Raw genomic sequence first — 17,386 nt, forward strand, 5'->3', positions numbered from 1 at the left:
GTTTCGCTGGAAACTTCGCTTTTCCGCAAAGGTTACTTGCCAGGACTAATTTTAAATCAGCTTCGCCTAGTGCCTTTTTTGTTCGCCAACTGTAGCATGATTTCCACCGGGTTTAAAGCCAAACACACCTCATACATAGTCTCTCCTTTGGCCCCTGCTGGTTGTAGTAGCTTTGATTCATCAAAAAAGACAACAACCAAAAACGCAATATCACTCATGAAAATCTCTTACGTAGTAACGCTTGTAACGATCCTGTTTACCCTTAGTGTTAGCTCTTGTAGCAAGAAGTCCGACGACATTGCCCCTGCTCCGACCCAAGACACTGTGGATTTTAAAGTAAACGTTGATGGACAAGCCTATACGCCTGATTATGCCTATGCACTCGCCACATTTCCGGGGGCCAACGGTTACTTCGCTATTTACGGCCTCGATAGTAAGACCAGCGATGTGGTAGCCCTCGCTCTACCCTCCACCGCTACCGAAGGAACCTATCTATTGAGCAACGTCAACATTGGCATTCTGACCATCAACAAGGAAGACTTTGCAACTGTAAATGGGGGAACCGGCAGTATCACGATCACCAAGAAAACAGATAAGTACATGACTGGTACGTTTAGCTTCACGGCCTACGATGCATCGGGAACAAAAAAACGAGCCCTGACAGAAGGCTCGTTCAATGTGAATATTCGCTAGAATACGGTAAGTCTACTCCACCGTTACCGACTTCGCCAAATTCCTCGGCTGGTCAACATTTCGACCACGCATTACGGCGATATCGTAGGCCAATAGTTGCAGGGGAACGACGGATACTAATGGCATTAACACCTCGTGCACTTTCGGGATTTCGATCGTAAAATCGACCATACCGGGCAGGTTCGTGTCACCTTCAGTGGTGATGGCAATAACGCGGCCTTTTCGGGCTTTTACCTCCTGGATATTCGAGACAACTTTTTCGTAGGAGCTATCTTTCGTCGCAATGACAACGACCGGCATATCTTCATCAATGAGCGCAATAGGGCCGTGTTTCATTTCGGCAGCCGGATAACCTTCCGCGTGTATGTAGCTGATTTCTTTCAACTTCAGGGCGCCTTCTAAAGCAACCGGGAAGTTAAGCCCCCGCCCCAGATAGATGAAATTTCGAGCATAGGTGAAAATGTAGGCAATCTCTTTAATCTTATCGGCCGCCTGTAACACCTTTTCCACCTTCGCCGGAATACTATCCAATTCGGCCAGCAATTGCCGGAATAGTGAGTCCGAAATGGTTCCTTTCCGCTTGGCTGCCGCTAAGGCGATCAAGGTTAGAACAGTCACCTGCGCCGTGAATGCTTTTGTGCTGGCCACCCCAATTTCAGGTCCTGCGTGGGTGAATGCGCCCGCGTGAGTTGCCCGCGCAATGGACGAACCAACGACATTACAAACCCCAAATATGGTTGCTCCTTTGGATTTCGCCAGTTCAATAGCTGCCAGCGTATCGGCAGTTTCGCCCGATTGCGAAATGGCGATGACGATATCGCCTTCTTTAATAATTGGGTTGCGGTAACGGAATTCCGATGCGTATTCCACTTCAACCGGAATCCGGGCCAGTTCTTCAAAAATGTACTCAGCAACCAAACCCGCGTGCCAGGATGTACCGCAACCAATGATCACGATCCGTTTTGACTTGGCCAGCTTGTCCATATAATCGCGCAGGCCACCCAGCAGAAGCGTTCCTTCGTCGGCCTTCACGCGGCCCCGCATGGAGTCGGCAATGGAGCGTGGCTGCTCAAAAATCTCCTTGAGCATAAAATGATCGAAACCGCCTTTTTCGATGGCTTCTAACTCCAGCTCAACCTTGTGGACGTAGGGGGTTGTGGTTGTGTTATCGAGCGTAACGACTTTCAGCGCGCCATCTTTGATAACGGCAATCTCGTAATCATTGAGGTAGATTACGTCTTTTGTGTATTCAACAATCGGAGTGGCGTCCGATGCCAGAAAGAACTCATTTTCGCCAACGCCAATCACTAGTGGAGAACCTTTCCGAGCCGCAATTAACTGGGTAGGGTCTGCTTCGCTCATGATCACGATGGCATAAGCCCCCACCACTTCCTGTAAAGCCAGTCGCACAGCTTCTTCAAGCGTTCCGCCGTTATTTTCCCAGATGTCTTCAATAAATTGGCCTAGTACTTCGGTATCGGTTTCACTCGAAAACGTATGCCCTTTTTTTAGCAATGCCTGCTTAATGGCCGCATAGTTCTCAATGATACCGTTGTGGATGATGGCAAGTTTCCGATGGAATGAGTAATGCGGGTGCGCATTTACGTCGTTAGGCTCGCCGTGAGTAGCCCAGCGCGTATGCCCCATACCAATCGTCGCGTGGGTTTCTTTTCCTTCGAGTTCATGCTCCAGCGCAACAACCTTCCCTTTTTTCTTATAAACCTTCAGACCGTGCCCGTTCATCAACGCTACCCCAGCGCTATCGTACCCCCGGTATTCGAGCCGTTTTAAGCCTTTTATTACTAACGGGCACGCTTCTCGGTGCCCCACATACGCTACAATGCCACACATAATCAGTTAGCGGTTATGAGTTATCAGTTATCCACTGGGTGGGATTATGAAAGATAAACTTATTTCGGGAGTAAAATAAATGCAAAAAGCCGGGCATTCCGGCTTTTTGCTTGGTGATTTACGTAAATGGATGGTTTACCCAGCCAGTTGTGTATACAGGTTGTAATACCGATCGGTTACATCTTCATCTTCGACGCTATCGAATTTATGTTCTGGCAAATCGTTCAGGATAGCGTTCAAGCTATCGCTCGACTCCTCTTCGGCCCGTACTACGGCATCGGCATAGGCACAACCTATCCGAATAAAGCCCTGAAAATCAGCCGTCTTTAATTCCGACAGCATTTCGTCATTAATGTCCATCATCCGAGCTTTCTCGATGATGTCTCCTGCGAAACGATGTTCAAATGAGTTGTTATAGACCGTAAAGACCGACTTGGTGTCTTTGAACATCGGGTCGTTTTTGTAGGTCGTTTTCAGGTACAGCGGAATCAGGGATGTCATCCAATCGTTACAGTGAACGATATCAGGAGCCCATCCAAGTTTCTTCACTGTTTCCAGAACACCTTTGCAGAAGAAAATTGCCCGTTCGTCGTTGTCGTCGTAGAAACGATTTTCTTTATCGTGGAAGACGTACTTTCGCTGAAAATAGTCCTCATTATCAATGAAATACACTTGCAATTTCGCGGTTGGAATCGACGCCACCTTGATAATTAGTGGTTTTTCATCGTCACCTACGGCAATATTAATACCCGACAACCGTACTACTTCGTGTAAGCGATTTTTTCGCTCATTAATCAGCCCAAAGCGAGGCACCAAAATTCTGATTTCCATCCCACGCTCCTGCATGGCCTGCGGCAGTTTGCGGACGAAGTCAGCGACATCAGACGTTTTCAAGAAAGGATTGATTTCGCTGGCGACGTAAAGGATGCGTAATTTGCTCATAAGTAGGGAAGCGTGTGTTGTCTGAGAGAACCAAAAAACTTGCAAAATTATACAAATTTTTCCCGTATTTCAATAAGTTTTGTCCAAAAAAGATGCGGTTCTTGTATCATTGTACCCGCAAAACAACAAAACGCCCGTCATGACCCGTTTCGAGACAATTTCCGGTCTTCGTCAGTATATAGCCAACATCAAACCCGAACAAAGCATTGGTTTCGTCCCAACAATGGGTGCCCTGCATGAAGGTCATATAAAACTCATTGAGGCCGCCCGTAAGGAAAATGATATTGTCATCAGCAGCATCTTCGTCAACCCCGTTCAATTTAATAATCCCGACGATCTGGCCCGCTACCCACGTACACTCGAAGAAGATAGTCTGCAACTCCAGGCCGCTGGCTGCGATGTTGTGTTTGCCCCGTCGGTTGCCGAAATGTACCCTGAGTCACCCGGTATTCGACTCAATTTTGGGGAGTTGGAAACCATGTTGGAAGGTGCTTTTCGACCGGGTCATTTCAACGGTGTAGGCATTGTGGTTTCCAAGTTATTCAACATTGTACAGCCCAAGCGAGCTTATTTTGGTCAGAAAGACTTACAGCAGGTGGCCGTCATCCGCCGACTCATCCGTGACCTGAGCTTCCCCATCGAACTAATCCGTTGCCCCACCGTACGGGAAGCCGATGGTCTGGCCATGTCGTCGCGTAATCGCAACCTCACCCCTTTCGAACGTGAACAAGCGCCCACCTTGTTTCAATCGTTGACCCTTGCTCATGAATTATTGACAGAAGGCCACAGCCCAGCTCAGGCCAAGGCAGCTGTAACCGGTATTTTCAGTAGTAATCCTAATTTTCGATTGGAGTATGTCGAAATCGTCAACGCCGATACGCTCCAGATAGCCAATGAAGTCCTGGCTCCTGGTCAAACGGCCATTTGCCTGGCGGCTCATTTAGGCAAGGTCCGACTTATTGATAATCTGGTGTTTTAGGGCATAAACCGTTATCTTTACTATAGCAAGACGTGAAGACTATGAAACCAACAACCCACTCAGGAAGCCCCCAATAAAACCATTGCGTTATTACGCCGAATGGCGGCAGAAAAGCGGGAAACAAAGCGACAAATGCGGGAAGCTTTTGAAACCGACCCGGAGGTAAAGAAGGCCCTTGACCGGCTGAAACAGCGTAATGATGAATCGAAATCCTTATAGGTTTGAATACGTTGGAGGTGAGTCGAATTCTTACGTATTCGAGACTAACAATAGGGTTACTTATCAAGTCAAGTTCCAAGCAACTCCTTATCTGTTTCCAAATTATTCTGACCTAGGCCAGGATATATTCGAATTAATTATTGACGTGATTTATTCGCCTATCGGGAAAGTATCGCCAGATGCATTTATTCCGGCGACCATTGCCGCCATTTGCGAAGATTTCGTCAGCAGCAAAGAACGCATCTTACTTTATATCTGTGAAACAGCTGACGCTCGCCATCTAGCTCGGGTTCGAAAGTTTGATGCCTGGTTTCGCGAATTCAACAATTCTAGCTTCATAAAAATTGATGCCAATTTCCCTGACGTCAACCACATAACTTATTATGTATCGCTCATTTTCCGACTGAGTCATCCACAACGGCATACGATTATGGATGAGTTCGACTTATTGGCGCAGCAATACCACACTACCAAATAGATATTTCGATTTCTTTAGGGCGTCGGATTAGCTACTCGCCAGGCTGTTTGAAAAACCAGGGTCGCTCGCTTTTGCAGCATATCATACGCTATTTTATCGGCAGTATCAGACGGTTTATGGTAATCATAATGCTCGCCACTCGTAAAAAATAGAGCAGGAATACCTGTTTTGGCGAAGTTGTATTGGTCAGATCGTTCAAAGAACCTCATCGGATCATTGTCTGTATCATAGCCACCTTTGTTTAAGACCAGATTCACTGATTGTTGATTAACAGCCTCGGCCGTTTTACGAAGGGCAGTTCCATCATTATCTGTCAGGAGGTAGCAATAGTTTGGTTTCTTTCGGTGCGCATCATCTATCCGTCCCACCATGTCCACGTTCAGATCGCAGATGTACTGCCCACGCGGAATTGGGCTATTGCCCATGAAAAAATCAGACCCTAACAATCCGCCTTCTTCACCCGAAAACAAAACGAACAAAATACTCCGGCGAGGACGAACTCCTTGTTGAACCAGACTGTCAACTACAGCAGCAATTGCCAATACAGATGCAGTACCGGATGCATTATCGTCGGCCCCATGAAACGTCCGTCCGCCAGCGTTTCCCAGGTGATCGTAATGAGCCGAAACAACGACTACTTCTCGCTTCAGATCGGTCCCAATCACGAACCCACCTATATTATCGCCAAATAACACCTGACTACTGTCTTTAGCGGTAAGTGGCCAAGGAGCTAGTTCGTGTCGTTTATAGGTACCCGAAACGGTGCTCCTCTCCCGCATAGTACCAAACATGGCAACCTCGGTAATCGTAAAAGGAAATGTTTGTCGATAAGAACCACGAACCGAATCAAGCCGAAAAGCGGAGATCAAATGGCTTTGCCTGAATAGTCTCGTGCAATAGAGGGCCGCATCTCGCTGACCTTGCTTTCCCGTCTCGCGGCCTTGCAAACTATCTGAGGCTAATAGATAAACGTGCTTTTTGAGCAATGAATCCGACACTAAAACCTTCGACACATCAACTTGCGCACAGACCTTGACCAATGTGATTGTCGAAATCGTAAGCGTCATCAGTAAACTTCGTAACATAGGCGTGAATAGCATTAGTCAACTCCAGAAAACAGGAGCGAATATATACGAATCCCGAGAAATAGCTTACCTGTCAGTCCACAATCCTGAATGCCATTTTTGCTTTGGCGCGCGAGAGTGCATTGAAGTGCCACCATTCGTACTCAATGGGCGTAAAGCCGCCCTGGCGCATGGCTGTTCGGAGAATATGCCGGTTGTCGATCTGTTTCTGCGTCAACTTCCCGGCTCTAAGGAGTTCATTTTCTCGGGATGGATAAGCCAGTTCACCAAAGAAATCGTACTTCGTACCCATGTCTAAGGGCTCCGGTGCGCCGGACCGTCCTTCCTTGGTAGCTACTGTCAAATCGACGGCACAGCCGTAGTTATGAATAGAGCCTTCACGCGGATCGGCCACGTATTTCCGGCGCTCCCGTTCAGATAGATTAGGCAAAGCGTTCCAAAGATTCCATTGTGCCGAGCGAGGCCGTGCAGCATCGTATACCAACAGCCGCAAGTTGGGGTGGTGAGCTTGTAGGTATTTACTGGCCTCAGCAAGCTTTTTAGCGGCCATAGGCTGCATATAAGCCTGTGTAAGGCCGCCGTACACATCTTTTCCCACAAAGTTGTCTGTCGTTGAATATTTCAACTCTACGAGTATAGATGGGTCTGCATCCTGCACATTGACCAAGCCTTGTTTGATCATTGCTTGTTCAACCTTAGACTGGGCAAAGAGTGAAAGAGCGAATGAGTGAATGAGTGAAAAAACGAGTATGAAGACAGACGTTTGCCGCATTATTATGGGTAGACACAATTGGTTTGTGCCGAATGTTCATGTAAACTTACAGGATTTCTAAACTGACAAACGAGAATAGCTGCGACGTATTATCGATGTTTATTATAGAATAGTCCGGCAACACTCTTTCGCTCATTCATTCTTTCGCTCAATATAACCGATGGCACTTAATTATATCTGGGTTGCTTTCTTTGTTATTGCTTTTCTGGTCGCACTGGCCAAGTTGATTTTCTTAGGCGACACTGAAATCTTCAAAATCATTGTCGAAGGTTTATTCGATTCCTCGAAAGTCGCCGTCATGGACATTGCCTTACCGTTGGCAGGTGTCATGACGTTTTTTCTGGGATTGCTCAATGTCGGCGAAAAAGCGGGCGCCATCAATTTTTTAGCCCGGATCATTGGCCCTTTTTTCAACAAGCTATTTCCCGAAGTCCCTAAAAATCACCCGGCTAATGGGCAGATGATTATGAACTTTTCGGCCAACATGCTTGGACTCGACAATGCGGCCACCCCCTTTGGCCTGAAAGCGATGGCGAGTTTGCAGGAACTGAACCCCAGGAAAGACACCGCTTCCAATGCGCAGATCATGTTTCTGGTACTGCATACGTCTGGCTTAACCATCATTCCGCTGAGTATTATGGCACAACGAGCCATTTTGGGCGCAAAAGATCCATCAGATATTTTCATTCCCTGTCTGATTGCTACTTATGTGGCTACCGTGGTGAGTATGATTACCGTAGCCATCAAACAACGAATAAACCTGATTGACAAAACTGTGATTGGCTGGCTTTGTGGCGTTACCGGGTTAATTGGACTGGCGCTGTGGTTTTTATCCACCAAAACAAAAGAAGAAGTCGAAGTAATTTCTAAAGTGACGGGCAATCTCGTTCTAATGCTGATCGTGGTATCGTTTCTGCTCGGGGCTATGCGTAAAAAGGTCAATATTTTTGATGCATTCATAGAGGGCGCAAAAGGTGGTTTTGAAACCTCCGTTCGAATTATTCCCTATCTGGCAGGCCTGTTGGTTGCGATCAGTGCCTTCCGAAATTCGGGTGCCATGGATTATGTTATTGATGGATTGAAATACGTATTCGCCCTGACGGGGATGAATACCGAATTTACCGACGCGCTTCCCGTTGCCCTCATGCGCCCTTTGAGTGGTTCAGGCTCAAGGGCACTGATGATCGACGCCATGAAGCAATTTGGCCCGGATTCGTTTGTTGGTCGGCTGGCTTGTATGTTTCAGGGCGCAGCAGATACCACATTTTACATTGTTGCGCTGTACTTTGGCTCGGTTGGTATTCGCAATTCGCGGTATGCTATCCCCTATGGCTTATTCGCCGATTTTGTGGGCGTAATGGCAGGTATAGCCCTGGGATACTTCTTTTTCCATTGACCTACCTACACATCGGTCAGACCAAATTAGCTTGGCTGCCTACGTTACGACACGAATATCAGTACATAATTTAAGCTGAGCGTCGCATTCACGCCTGCTACTACTAGACAAATACCTAAAACACCAGCTCTACCAGGCTGGTGTTTTTAATTTATAGATACCTAGCACTAAGGCTCATAGTTATTCCTTATAGTCAATTTTGCTAGTATCAATGCTGAGTAAATTAGCCAGATAAGCAGCCCAAATAAAGCCCAAATAGCTGGTTTCGGTAACAGTAACTCGGTCTAATCTCTATCCTATTTTTTATTATTAATCAAAGTATAAATCAGAGAAAAACTATTTACTAAGTGCTTATAAAAGGGCCTTTTTATAGGTAAAAAACAGCAAAATTCCCTACTCTTTCTCGCAGGATATTCCCGGAATTGTTCAATTCAAATCTCAGCATAAATAAAATTCCTATATTTACTATCAATACAATAGATTGTATTAGTCTTTAAGAAAATATAAAATTTTTATTTCAATATAATAGAAATTTGGACAATAACACTATCTATAATTAATAAGAAAATTACCTTCTTGCCAACTGCATAAACCTATACTCTGTTGCGCTAATTACCTGACAAATAAGCCACTTAAAAAGATAATCGCGTAATAACTACACTATTAATGAGCTAGTTAAGTAAAACTACTCAAATAATATTCAGGTGAATTTATGTTGCTTAGTTTATAAATAGAACCTGCCTTATAGAATGTATAAAGCTGAAATAGAGCCAATCCGGCTACTTAGGCTCTGTATTTCTGATTTTTACGGGCATCATAAAAGTAACCTTTATCATTGATTTTGCAACAAAGTGACTTTTTGTGAAATTATTAGAATATTACAAAAAAACCTTCCAGCTGAATAGTGTCAATTCATATTCTATACATTAACTTTGTTTCCCAATTTCTAGGACGTTTAGTATAATTAAATCTCTACTTACAAATGAAGAAAATTTTATTTGGAAGTTGGCTCTTATCCTTATTGTTCTGTGTTCCTGTTTTAGCACAGGACGTAGTGGTAAGCGGCCAAGTTACTTCATCAGACGACGGGTCTACCCTACCAGGGGTGACTGTACAGGTAAAAGGTGCCAATCGGGGTACAAACACCGATGCACAAGGTAACTATCGCATTACTGCATCTGCTAACAGCACGTTAGTGTTCAGTTTCATCGGTTATGTATCACAAGAAGTTTCTGTTAACAGACAGTCAACCATCAACGTAGGCTTAAAGGGAGACTCTCAGCAACTAAGTGAGGTAGTTGTTATCGGTTACGGTACACAGACCCGCCAGGATGCTACAGGAAGTATCGCTTCAGTTAAAGGAGCTACCATTGCCCAGATGCCTATTCAGAGCTTCGAGTCAGGTCTGGCAGGTCGGTCGGCCGGTGTGCAGATCACGGTTCCGAATGGTGTATTGAACAACCCACCCGTTTTCAGGATTCGGGGCACAAACTCGATTTCGCTGAGTTCTTATCCATTAATCGTGGTAGATGGTGTGCCTACCTTCACGGGTGATCAGGGCAATACAAATGCTCCTTCGAACCCACTGGCGAGTATCAATCCAAACGACATCGAAAGCATGGACGTAGCGAAAGATGCTGCTGCTACTGCTATCTATGGTAGCCGCGCTGCGAATGGTGTTGTTTTCATCACAACCAAACGGGGAAAATCAGGGAAAGTACGTGTAAACTACGATGGCTGGGTTGGTTTTTCAAATACCTACCGCCTGCCTGAGATGCTGAACGCCAGCCAGTACATCAACTTTAAGTCGATGGCTGTGGCAAATAACCCAACTGCTTCGGCGGTAAAGTTTACGCAGGGTACTGATGCCAACGGAAATCCGATCAATACCAAATGGTATGATTATATATACCGGCAGGGTGTTTCGCATAGCCATAACCTGAACATTTCGGGAGGTAGCGAGAATACAAACTATTACTTCTCGGTTGGCTACACAAACCAAAAGGGTGTTCTCCAGAAAAATGATTTTAATCGGATGAATGCCTTGTTCAATGTCGATAGCAAGCTCAGCAAGCTATTTACCATTGGTGGTAAGATTGCTATCTCGAATGAACAAAACCTGTCTGCCGGTACATCGGGCTCATTGAATGGTGAAGCCTACAATACAAGTGGTTTGGGTCGTGTAGGCTTAGTATTGCCTCCAATCCTCTCCCCTTACAATAATGACGGTAGTTACAACCTGAACGGTTCGGCCATCGGTTTGGGCAATAGTATTGTAGGTACATCGGTCTCGTATCCGAACCCGTTACCTATGCTTGACCAGAACCGGTCAAATACGGAGAACAACCACATTCAGTCGAATGCCTATATCCAGTTCAAGCCTCTTCCCTGGATCACGTTGCGTAGCACGTATGGTATCGATTACTTGCTAGCCGACAACGACCTGTTCCAGTCGCCGATCTCAAGTGATGGTTACAGTTCGGGTGGTAATGCTACCAGCAGCTTCCGTAAATTAAAAACCTGGTTGTGGACAAACACCGCTCAGTTTGAGAAGTCATTTGGTGGTGTTCATAACTTTAACTTACTGGTGGGTCAGGAGCAGCAGCGAACGACTACACTCGGCTACGGCTTGAACCGTCAAACGTTGTCAGATCCTAACTATACGGTTATCCAAGCTGGTTTTGTTACGAACAACCCTTCGAGCCTTGCCTATAGTGAGAACTATTTATTATCAGGATTTGGCCGTCTGAACTATAATTACAAGGAGAAGTATTTTCTGAGTGGTAACCTGCGGCAGGATGAATTTTCTGCCTTGGGTCAGAAAAAAGGGACGTTCTATGGTGTATCTGCTGGCTGGGAAATTGCTCAGGAAGGTTTCTGGAAATCTGCTTCACTGGATAACATCTTCAGTAGCTTCAAGATTCGTGGTAGCTATGGTAAAGTGGGTAACATTGGTAGCATTAACGACTATTCGCCTTACTCGCTCTATAGTTCCGGTTTATATGGTGGCGCGTCAACGTTGTATTTTTCGGTTGTGGGTAACCCATCACTTAAATGGGAAACCAGTACCAAAACAGATGTTGGCTTCACGTTTGGCCTGCTAAATAACCGTATTTCGGGAGAAGTTGCTTACTATAAAAATGACATCGATAACCTGATCCTGAACGTAGCCCAGTCGCCATCTACGGGTATTCCAGGTACATTGTCGGGTGTTGCTTATCCTCCACAAAACGTTGGGAAGATGTATAACAAAGGTCTTGAGATTTCGCTCAATGCCCGAGTTATCAACTCAAAAGATTTCCAATGGAGTTCAAACTTCAACATAACCTTCAACAAAAACGAAGTAACAGCACTGGCTCCCGGCCTGAATGTACTTCAAACAACCACGTCAAGTCTGGAAACTGTAAACCAGACTCAACCAGGTTATTCGTTAGGTCAGTTGTGGGTTGTTCGTACAAACGGTGTTGATCCAGCAACGGGCAAACGGATTTTCGTTAACTCGGCTGGGCAGAACGTATACTATCAGTATTATGCTCCTTCGGGCCAGTTCAATTACTCGACTACCCCCGATGGTTTAACCCGATATGTAAGTCCAACTGGTGGTACATCTATTACGCAGGCAAGCGATGCGGTTATGTACGCAAACGTGAACCCAAAGGTATATGGTGGTTTTGATAACAATTTCAAATTCAAAAACTTCGACCTGGGCGTTCTGTTAACTTATCAATTAGGTTTCTCGGTTTATTATGGTACCAACGCTGGTTTACATGACCAACGTTTCTGGAATAATGCAACCGATGTTCTGACCGATGCCTGGCAGAAAGAAGGGGATACCGGCAAAAAATACGCGAAGCCTATATTCAACGATAACACGTCTAATGGTTCGGCCTTCCCATTGGATATCAACGTATTCAAAGGTGATTTCCTGAAAGTGCGTTCGGTTACCTTCGGCTACACACTTCCAGCCTCATTGCTGTCGAAAGTTCGGATGACCAACCTGCGTCTGTACGTAAGCGGTCAAAACTTAGGTGTACTCACGAAATACCCAGGGCCAGATCCAGAGGTATCGTCGAATGGATCATCCAGTACTAGTGGACAAGGTGTTGATCGGAATACGATCGGCAATGCCCGTACGATCACCGTTGGTCTAAGAGCTGGCTTCTAATCAAGAAAAAGAAACACATGAAAAATACTCTAAAATATTCACTTGTCGTCGGTATGACTCTGCTGGGGGCTAGTTCCTGCAATAGAGACTTACTTACTCCACTTCCGCAGACGGCAGTATCCGATGCGTCGGCATTTAGTACCACAACTCGCGTTCAAACGCAGCTTCTGTCGTTGTATGGAGCCCTGAAAGATGGTAACTTCTACGGTGGTCGTTATGTCATTTATGGCGATATCCGGGGCGAGGAGTTCATTAACGAAACCTCCAACCTGGTTACCGGCTCCGACGTATGGGGCCTAAACGCAACCAACAGTGCAACGGCTGTTGTGAACCTGTGGTACTATGCCTATCTGACGATCAACAAATGCAATATCTTCATCGATGGTATGGCTGCTGGTGGTACTACAGTTGTTGGTGCCGATGCTTCTGCCAAGTACATTGCTGAAGCCAAACTGATCCGGGCATTGAGCTATTACAGCTTACTCCAGTATTATGCTCGTCCTTATGCGGATGGCAACGGGAACAAACCAGGCGTTCCTCTTCGTCTGAACGGAATCAAGGGTGTTGGCCAGTCGAATCTGGCGCGTAGCACCGTTTCTGAGGTGTATGCGCAAATCCTGAAAGATTTGAACGATGCCGAAACCGGTCTGCCATCCACTTATACAGCTGCTTCAGACAATACAACCCGGGCGCATAAGAATACAGCCATTGCGCTAAAAACGCGGGTGTATTTAACCATGCAGAATTATGCCAGCGTAATTACGGAAGCGAACAAAATTGTGAGCGCAACAGCGCCGTTTAAAGCATCTACTGGTGTAGCGAACCAGTTACAACCGGATATTACAACTGTATTCACGACCTATGCCAATACAGAATCCATCTTCTCGATGCCGATGACCTCCACAACCGGAGACTTCCCAGGCACGCAGAACCAGTTGGCTTATTACTATTCGCCTAACACCGCAAACGGCGGCATTGGCAATGGTGAGTATTCGCTGAATCCAAAAGGCATCATTGCAGAACCAACCTGGACAGCAACTGATAAACGACGGTCGTTCATCAAGCAGTCTGGTACAGGCACAGCCGTAAAAAACTGGCTGATTAAATACAAAGCACCCAGCCCTTATACGGATTGGGTACCTGTTATCCGCTATTCGGAAGTGTTGTTGAATCTGGCCGAAGCCAAAGTTCGCAGCACCAATACGGTAGATGCACAGGCAGTTGCCCTGCTAAGTGCGGTTCGTAGCCGGTCTGATGCAGCCACAACATTTACGGCGGCTAACTTCGCTACCTCGGCTGATTTGGCCAACGCCATTCTGTTAGAGCGTAGAATTGAATTCTTAGGAGAAGGTTTGCGTAACAATGACCTGATGCGTCTGCTTCAAACGATCCCGGCCAAAGGAACGGTGCCAGCTAAAGCACCAACCGAACCAAACTACATCTGGCCAATTTCGGCTTCGGAGTTAGCTCTGAATAATCTGGCTACGGACAACTAGTCATAAAAAGTCTCTATTGCTAAAAGGCGACTACCCTGATGGGGTAGTCGCCTTTTTTTGCAAATACTCTAAAAAAAGCACCTTACTTTTAAGAAACATCAAATTCACAAACTGTATATTTGTCCCTTATTGCTAAATTTTAAAGTATTAATTAAATCTCTACTCACAAATGAGAAAAATTTTATTTGGAAGCTGGCTGCTTTCTCTACTATTCTGTTTGCCAGTCCTGGCGCAGGATATAGCGGTTAGCGGCCACGTCACTTCATCAGACGACGGCTCCACTCTACCGGGTGTGAGCGTACAGGTAAAAGGAACAACCCGTGGTGCAATAACGGATGCCAACGGGACTTACACGATCAATGTACCAGCTAATGCACGACTCGTATTTAGCTTCATTGGCTACACAGGTCAGGAGATTGCCGTTGGTAACAAAACGACCGTTAACGTGGTTCTTGTTGCTGGCTCGCAAAGTCTCGATGAGATTGTGGTAACTGCCCAGGGCATTGAACGCGACAAACGTTCGCTGGGCTACGCAACGCAGGAAGTAGGCGGCAACATTCTGGCTCAACGCTCAGAGCCCAACCTGCTCAACGCCCTTCAGGGTAAACTTGCCGGGGTTAGCATTACGGGCTCCAGTGGCGCACCAGGCGCATCAACGAACATCAACATTCGCGGTATTACGTCGTTCAACGGGAGCAACCAGCCACTGATCGTAGTTGATGGTATCATCTTTAGTAACGATGTTAACAACACGCAAAACACGCTCTTCGGGACACAGCCATCCAACCGTCTGGCCGATATAAACCCCGAAAGTATTGAATCGGTCAACGTATTGAAAGGCCCCGCAGCTGCTGTTCTGTATGGTTCACGGGCATCGGCGGGTGCTATTGTAATCACCACAAAATCGGGACGTAACCAGAATAACAAAACGGAGGTAACGGTCAATTCATCCTACAACGTTCAGAACGTATATGGTTTACCGAAATACCAGAACGACTATGGTCAGGGAGCCAACAACCTGTTTACCCCAACGTCGAACAACTCCTGGGGCCCAGCTTTTTCGGGTGTAACGTCGGTAACCAATACACAGGGAAATGTAGTGCCTTACCAGGCCTATCCGAACAACGTGCGGGATTTCTACAAGCAAGGCAGTATTATCCAGAACTCAGTAAATATTGCCTCGGGCGATGCTACGCGCAACTACATTATCGCTATTGGCAATACGCTTCAGAACGGGATTGTTCAAAATTCGAAGTTCAACCGAACCAACGTGCAATTAGGCGGTGAATCCCGTTTACAGAATGGCATAAAAGTCAGTGGTACAGGCACGTACGTCCAGACGGTATCGAGAGGTGTTCCAGGTGGTAACGGAGCCAGTGCTTTTGGGCAGATTACCCGTATTCCCCGAAGCTATGACCTGCCTAACGAGGTATATCAGGATGCGAATGGGAAAAGCGTCTACTTCACCCCATCAACGAATAACCCGGAATGGAGCGTGAACAATGAGCGGCTCGATAGCCAGGTAGACCGTTTCTTTGGCAACTTCCAGATTAGCTACGATTTCGCTAAATGGTTAACGGTAGCCTACCGCGTTACGGGTGATACCTATACCGATCGCCGTAAGTTAATACTACCGATTGGATCGGGTCGTGCCCCACTGGGCGAAGTACAACAGGACAACTTTTTCCGTAATGAGTTAAACGGTGACCTGTTAATTACGGCTCGTAAAGACAATTTGTTTCTGGAGGGTTTGAATGCCAATTTATTGTTAGGCAACAACATCAACCAGCGCAAAACGCAGGAATCTGCTGCCGATGCGGCTTCGCTGACGTTGCCAGGCTTTTATAACATCAATAGTGGCACAGTGTTCACCGGTACGTTCGAGAGCTCTACGATGCGTCGTCTGGTAGGTTATTATGGCCAGTTATCCCTGAACTATAATAACTATGTGTTCTTGGAACTGTCTGGACGTGCCGACCAATCGTCGACATTACCGAAAGCGAACAATACCTATTTCTATCCGGCAGCATCGGTCAGTTTCGTGCCAACAGATGCCTTTAAGATCAATTCGGATGTGCTTTCGTACGCGAAAGTTCGGGCTAGTATAGCCAAAGTAGGACGCGATGCTGACCCCTATCAATTGAGCACCACTTATGCTACAACCTCATACGGTAACAATGTGGCCAGTATTACATACCCACTAGCACCCAATAATACGCCAGGTTTCAGTATTGGAACCCGGATTGGTAGCAGCACGCTTAAGCCTGAGTTCGTAACCTCTTACGAAGTTGGTATCAACCTTGGTTTTTTCAAAAACCGGTTGAGCATTGACGCTACCTATTTCGATTCTAAAAGCACGCAGCAGATTTTCAACGTAGCGGTATCGAACTCTTCGGGCTTTGATACACGTACAACCAACGTTGGCGAATTGCAAAACCGAGGTATTGAACTGGTCCTGAACGCCACACCTATTCGGGTGGGTGGTTTCAAATGGGATGCTACACTGAACTACACCCTTATTCGTAATAAAGTAGTTTCTATTGCCCCAGGCGTTAAATCCTCCAACATTGCCGGTAATTCCTTTATTGGTATCGCTCCATCTATTTATGAAGGGTATCCATATGGTGTAATTGTCAGCACGGCAAATTCGCGCGTTCAAAGTTCAGATCCTAACGGTTTGTATTATGATCCAACTGGCCAATATGCGGGCCAGTACTTAGTAAACGGATCGACTGGTCAGTTTGCGCCGGGTATTGCCAACTCGGTTATTTCCAACCCGCAGCCTAATTACACAGCAGGTTTGACAAATACATTTTCCTACAAAGGAATAGCGTTGTCCGTATTGGTTGATACCCGTCAGGGCGGTCAGCTTTTCTCATTCAATGCTGTCGATGCCCGGTCAAACGGATCGCTGTATGTAACAGGTATTGATCGCGATCAACCCCGGATTTTGCCTGGTGTAATCCAGAATACTGACGGTACCTTCCGCCCTAACAACATTCAGTTACCAGCACAAACGTACTGGGGAGCTTTAGGCGGTCTGGCATCAGAAGGAGCGGTCTATGATGCTACTGTTTATCGTCTGCGTGAAGTAGCGCTGAACTACACTTTTCCGAAGGGTTTATTGGGCAAAACTCCATTTGGATCTATTTCGGTGGGTGTAAGTGGTCGCAATCTGTTATTCTATGCGCCTAACTTCCCTGCTGACCCTGAAACCAATACGCAGGGAGCTGGCAACATTCAGGGACTTGACCTGAACGGACCTCCGAACACCCGCAACTTCGGTGGTAATATTCGGCTTACGTTCTAA

11 protein-coding genes are annotated in these 17,386 nt (G+C 46.2%); 7 read left to right on the plus strand and 4 right to left on the minus strand.

The annotated features are described in order from the left end of the window. The first annotated feature begins 216 nt into the window (after positions 1–216). Entirely contained in the window at positions 217–693 is a 477-nt protein-coding gene (locus tag H3H32_RS24405) for a DUF6252 domain-containing protein (protein ID WP_182458226.1), read from the plus strand. Between the two features lie 12 nt (positions 694–705). Here the strand turns inward: H3H32_RS24405 and glmS are convergent, their stop codons facing one another. Beyond that, positions 706–2,544: a glutamine--fructose-6-phosphate transaminase (isomerizing) gene (glmS, locus tag H3H32_RS24410; RefSeq protein ID WP_182458228.1), complete on the minus strand. Its 1,839-nt coding sequence runs from the start codon at positions 2,542–2,544 to the stop codon at positions 706–708. Between the two features lie 135 nt (positions 2,545–2,679). Beyond that, positions 2,680–3,486: a glycogen/starch synthase gene (locus tag H3H32_RS24415; RefSeq protein ID WP_182458229.1), complete on the minus strand. Its 807-nt coding sequence runs from the start codon at positions 3,484–3,486 to the stop codon at positions 2,680–2,682. 139 nt (positions 3,487–3,625) lie between these two features. Here H3H32_RS24415 and panC point away from each other — a divergent pair, with 139 nt between their 5' ends. Together panC and H3H32_RS24425 are read left to right on the plus strand one after the other, a co-directional pair. After that, positions 3,626–4,465, plus strand: coding sequence for a pantoate--beta-alanine ligase (gene panC / locus H3H32_RS24420; RefSeq protein WP_182458231.1), 840 nt, complete (start codon positions 3,626–3,628; stop codon positions 4,463–4,465). A 364-nt stretch (positions 4,466–4,829) separates the two neighbouring features. Further along, a complete protein-coding gene (locus H3H32_RS24425) occupies positions 4,830–5,162 on the plus strand; it encodes a DUF6169 family protein (RefSeq protein ID WP_182458233.1) in 333 nt (110 codons plus the stop codon). A 14-nt stretch (positions 5,163–5,176) separates the two neighbouring features. On the opposite strand, the gene H3H32_RS24430 is transcribed toward H3H32_RS24425, so the two are convergent. Both H3H32_RS24430 and H3H32_RS24435 read right to left on the minus strand, forming a co-directional pair. Continuing rightward, positions 5,177–6,247, minus strand: coding sequence for a M28 family peptidase (locus H3H32_RS24430; RefSeq protein ID WP_182458235.1), 1,071 nt, complete (start codon positions 6,245–6,247; stop codon positions 5,177–5,179). Between the two features lie 73 nt (positions 6,248–6,320). Then, complete coding sequence (locus H3H32_RS24435; protein ID WP_374191779.1) at positions 6,321–6,929, minus strand: M15 family metallopeptidase; 609 nt, start codon at positions 6,927–6,929, stop codon at positions 6,321–6,323. 250 nt (positions 6,930–7,179) lie between these two features. Here H3H32_RS24435 and H3H32_RS24440 point away from each other — a divergent pair, with 250 nt between their 5' ends. The 4 genes from H3H32_RS24440 to H3H32_RS24455 all read left to right on the plus strand — a co-directional run bounded on the left by H3H32_RS24440 (position 7,180) and on the right by H3H32_RS24455 (position 17,386). Further along, positions 7,180–8,415, plus strand: a complete 1,236-nt coding sequence (locus tag H3H32_RS24440) for a spore maturation protein (protein WP_182458239.1) — start codon at positions 7,180–7,182, stop codon at positions 8,413–8,415. 982 nt (positions 8,416–9,397) lie between these two features. Further along, positions 9,398–12,580, plus strand: coding sequence for a SusC/RagA family TonB-linked outer membrane protein (locus tag H3H32_RS24445; RefSeq protein WP_182458241.1), 3,183 nt, complete (start codon positions 9,398–9,400; stop codon positions 12,578–12,580). Positions 12,581–12,597: 17 nt separating this feature from the next. Further along, positions 12,598–14,076 (plus strand): RagB/SusD family nutrient uptake outer membrane protein, encoded by a 1,479-nt coding sequence (locus H3H32_RS24450; protein WP_182458243.1) that lies wholly within the window; start codon positions 12,598–12,600, stop codon positions 14,074–14,076. A gap of 169 nt (positions 14,077–14,245) precedes the next feature. Continuing rightward, entirely contained in the window at positions 14,246–17,386 is a 3,141-nt protein-coding gene (locus H3H32_RS24455) for a SusC/RagA family TonB-linked outer membrane protein (protein ID WP_182458258.1), read from the plus strand.

Source organism: Spirosoma foliorum (assembly GCF_014117325.1).
GTDB classification, from domain to species: domain Bacteria; phylum Bacteroidota; class Bacteroidia; order Cytophagales; family Spirosomataceae; genus Spirosoma; species Spirosoma foliorum.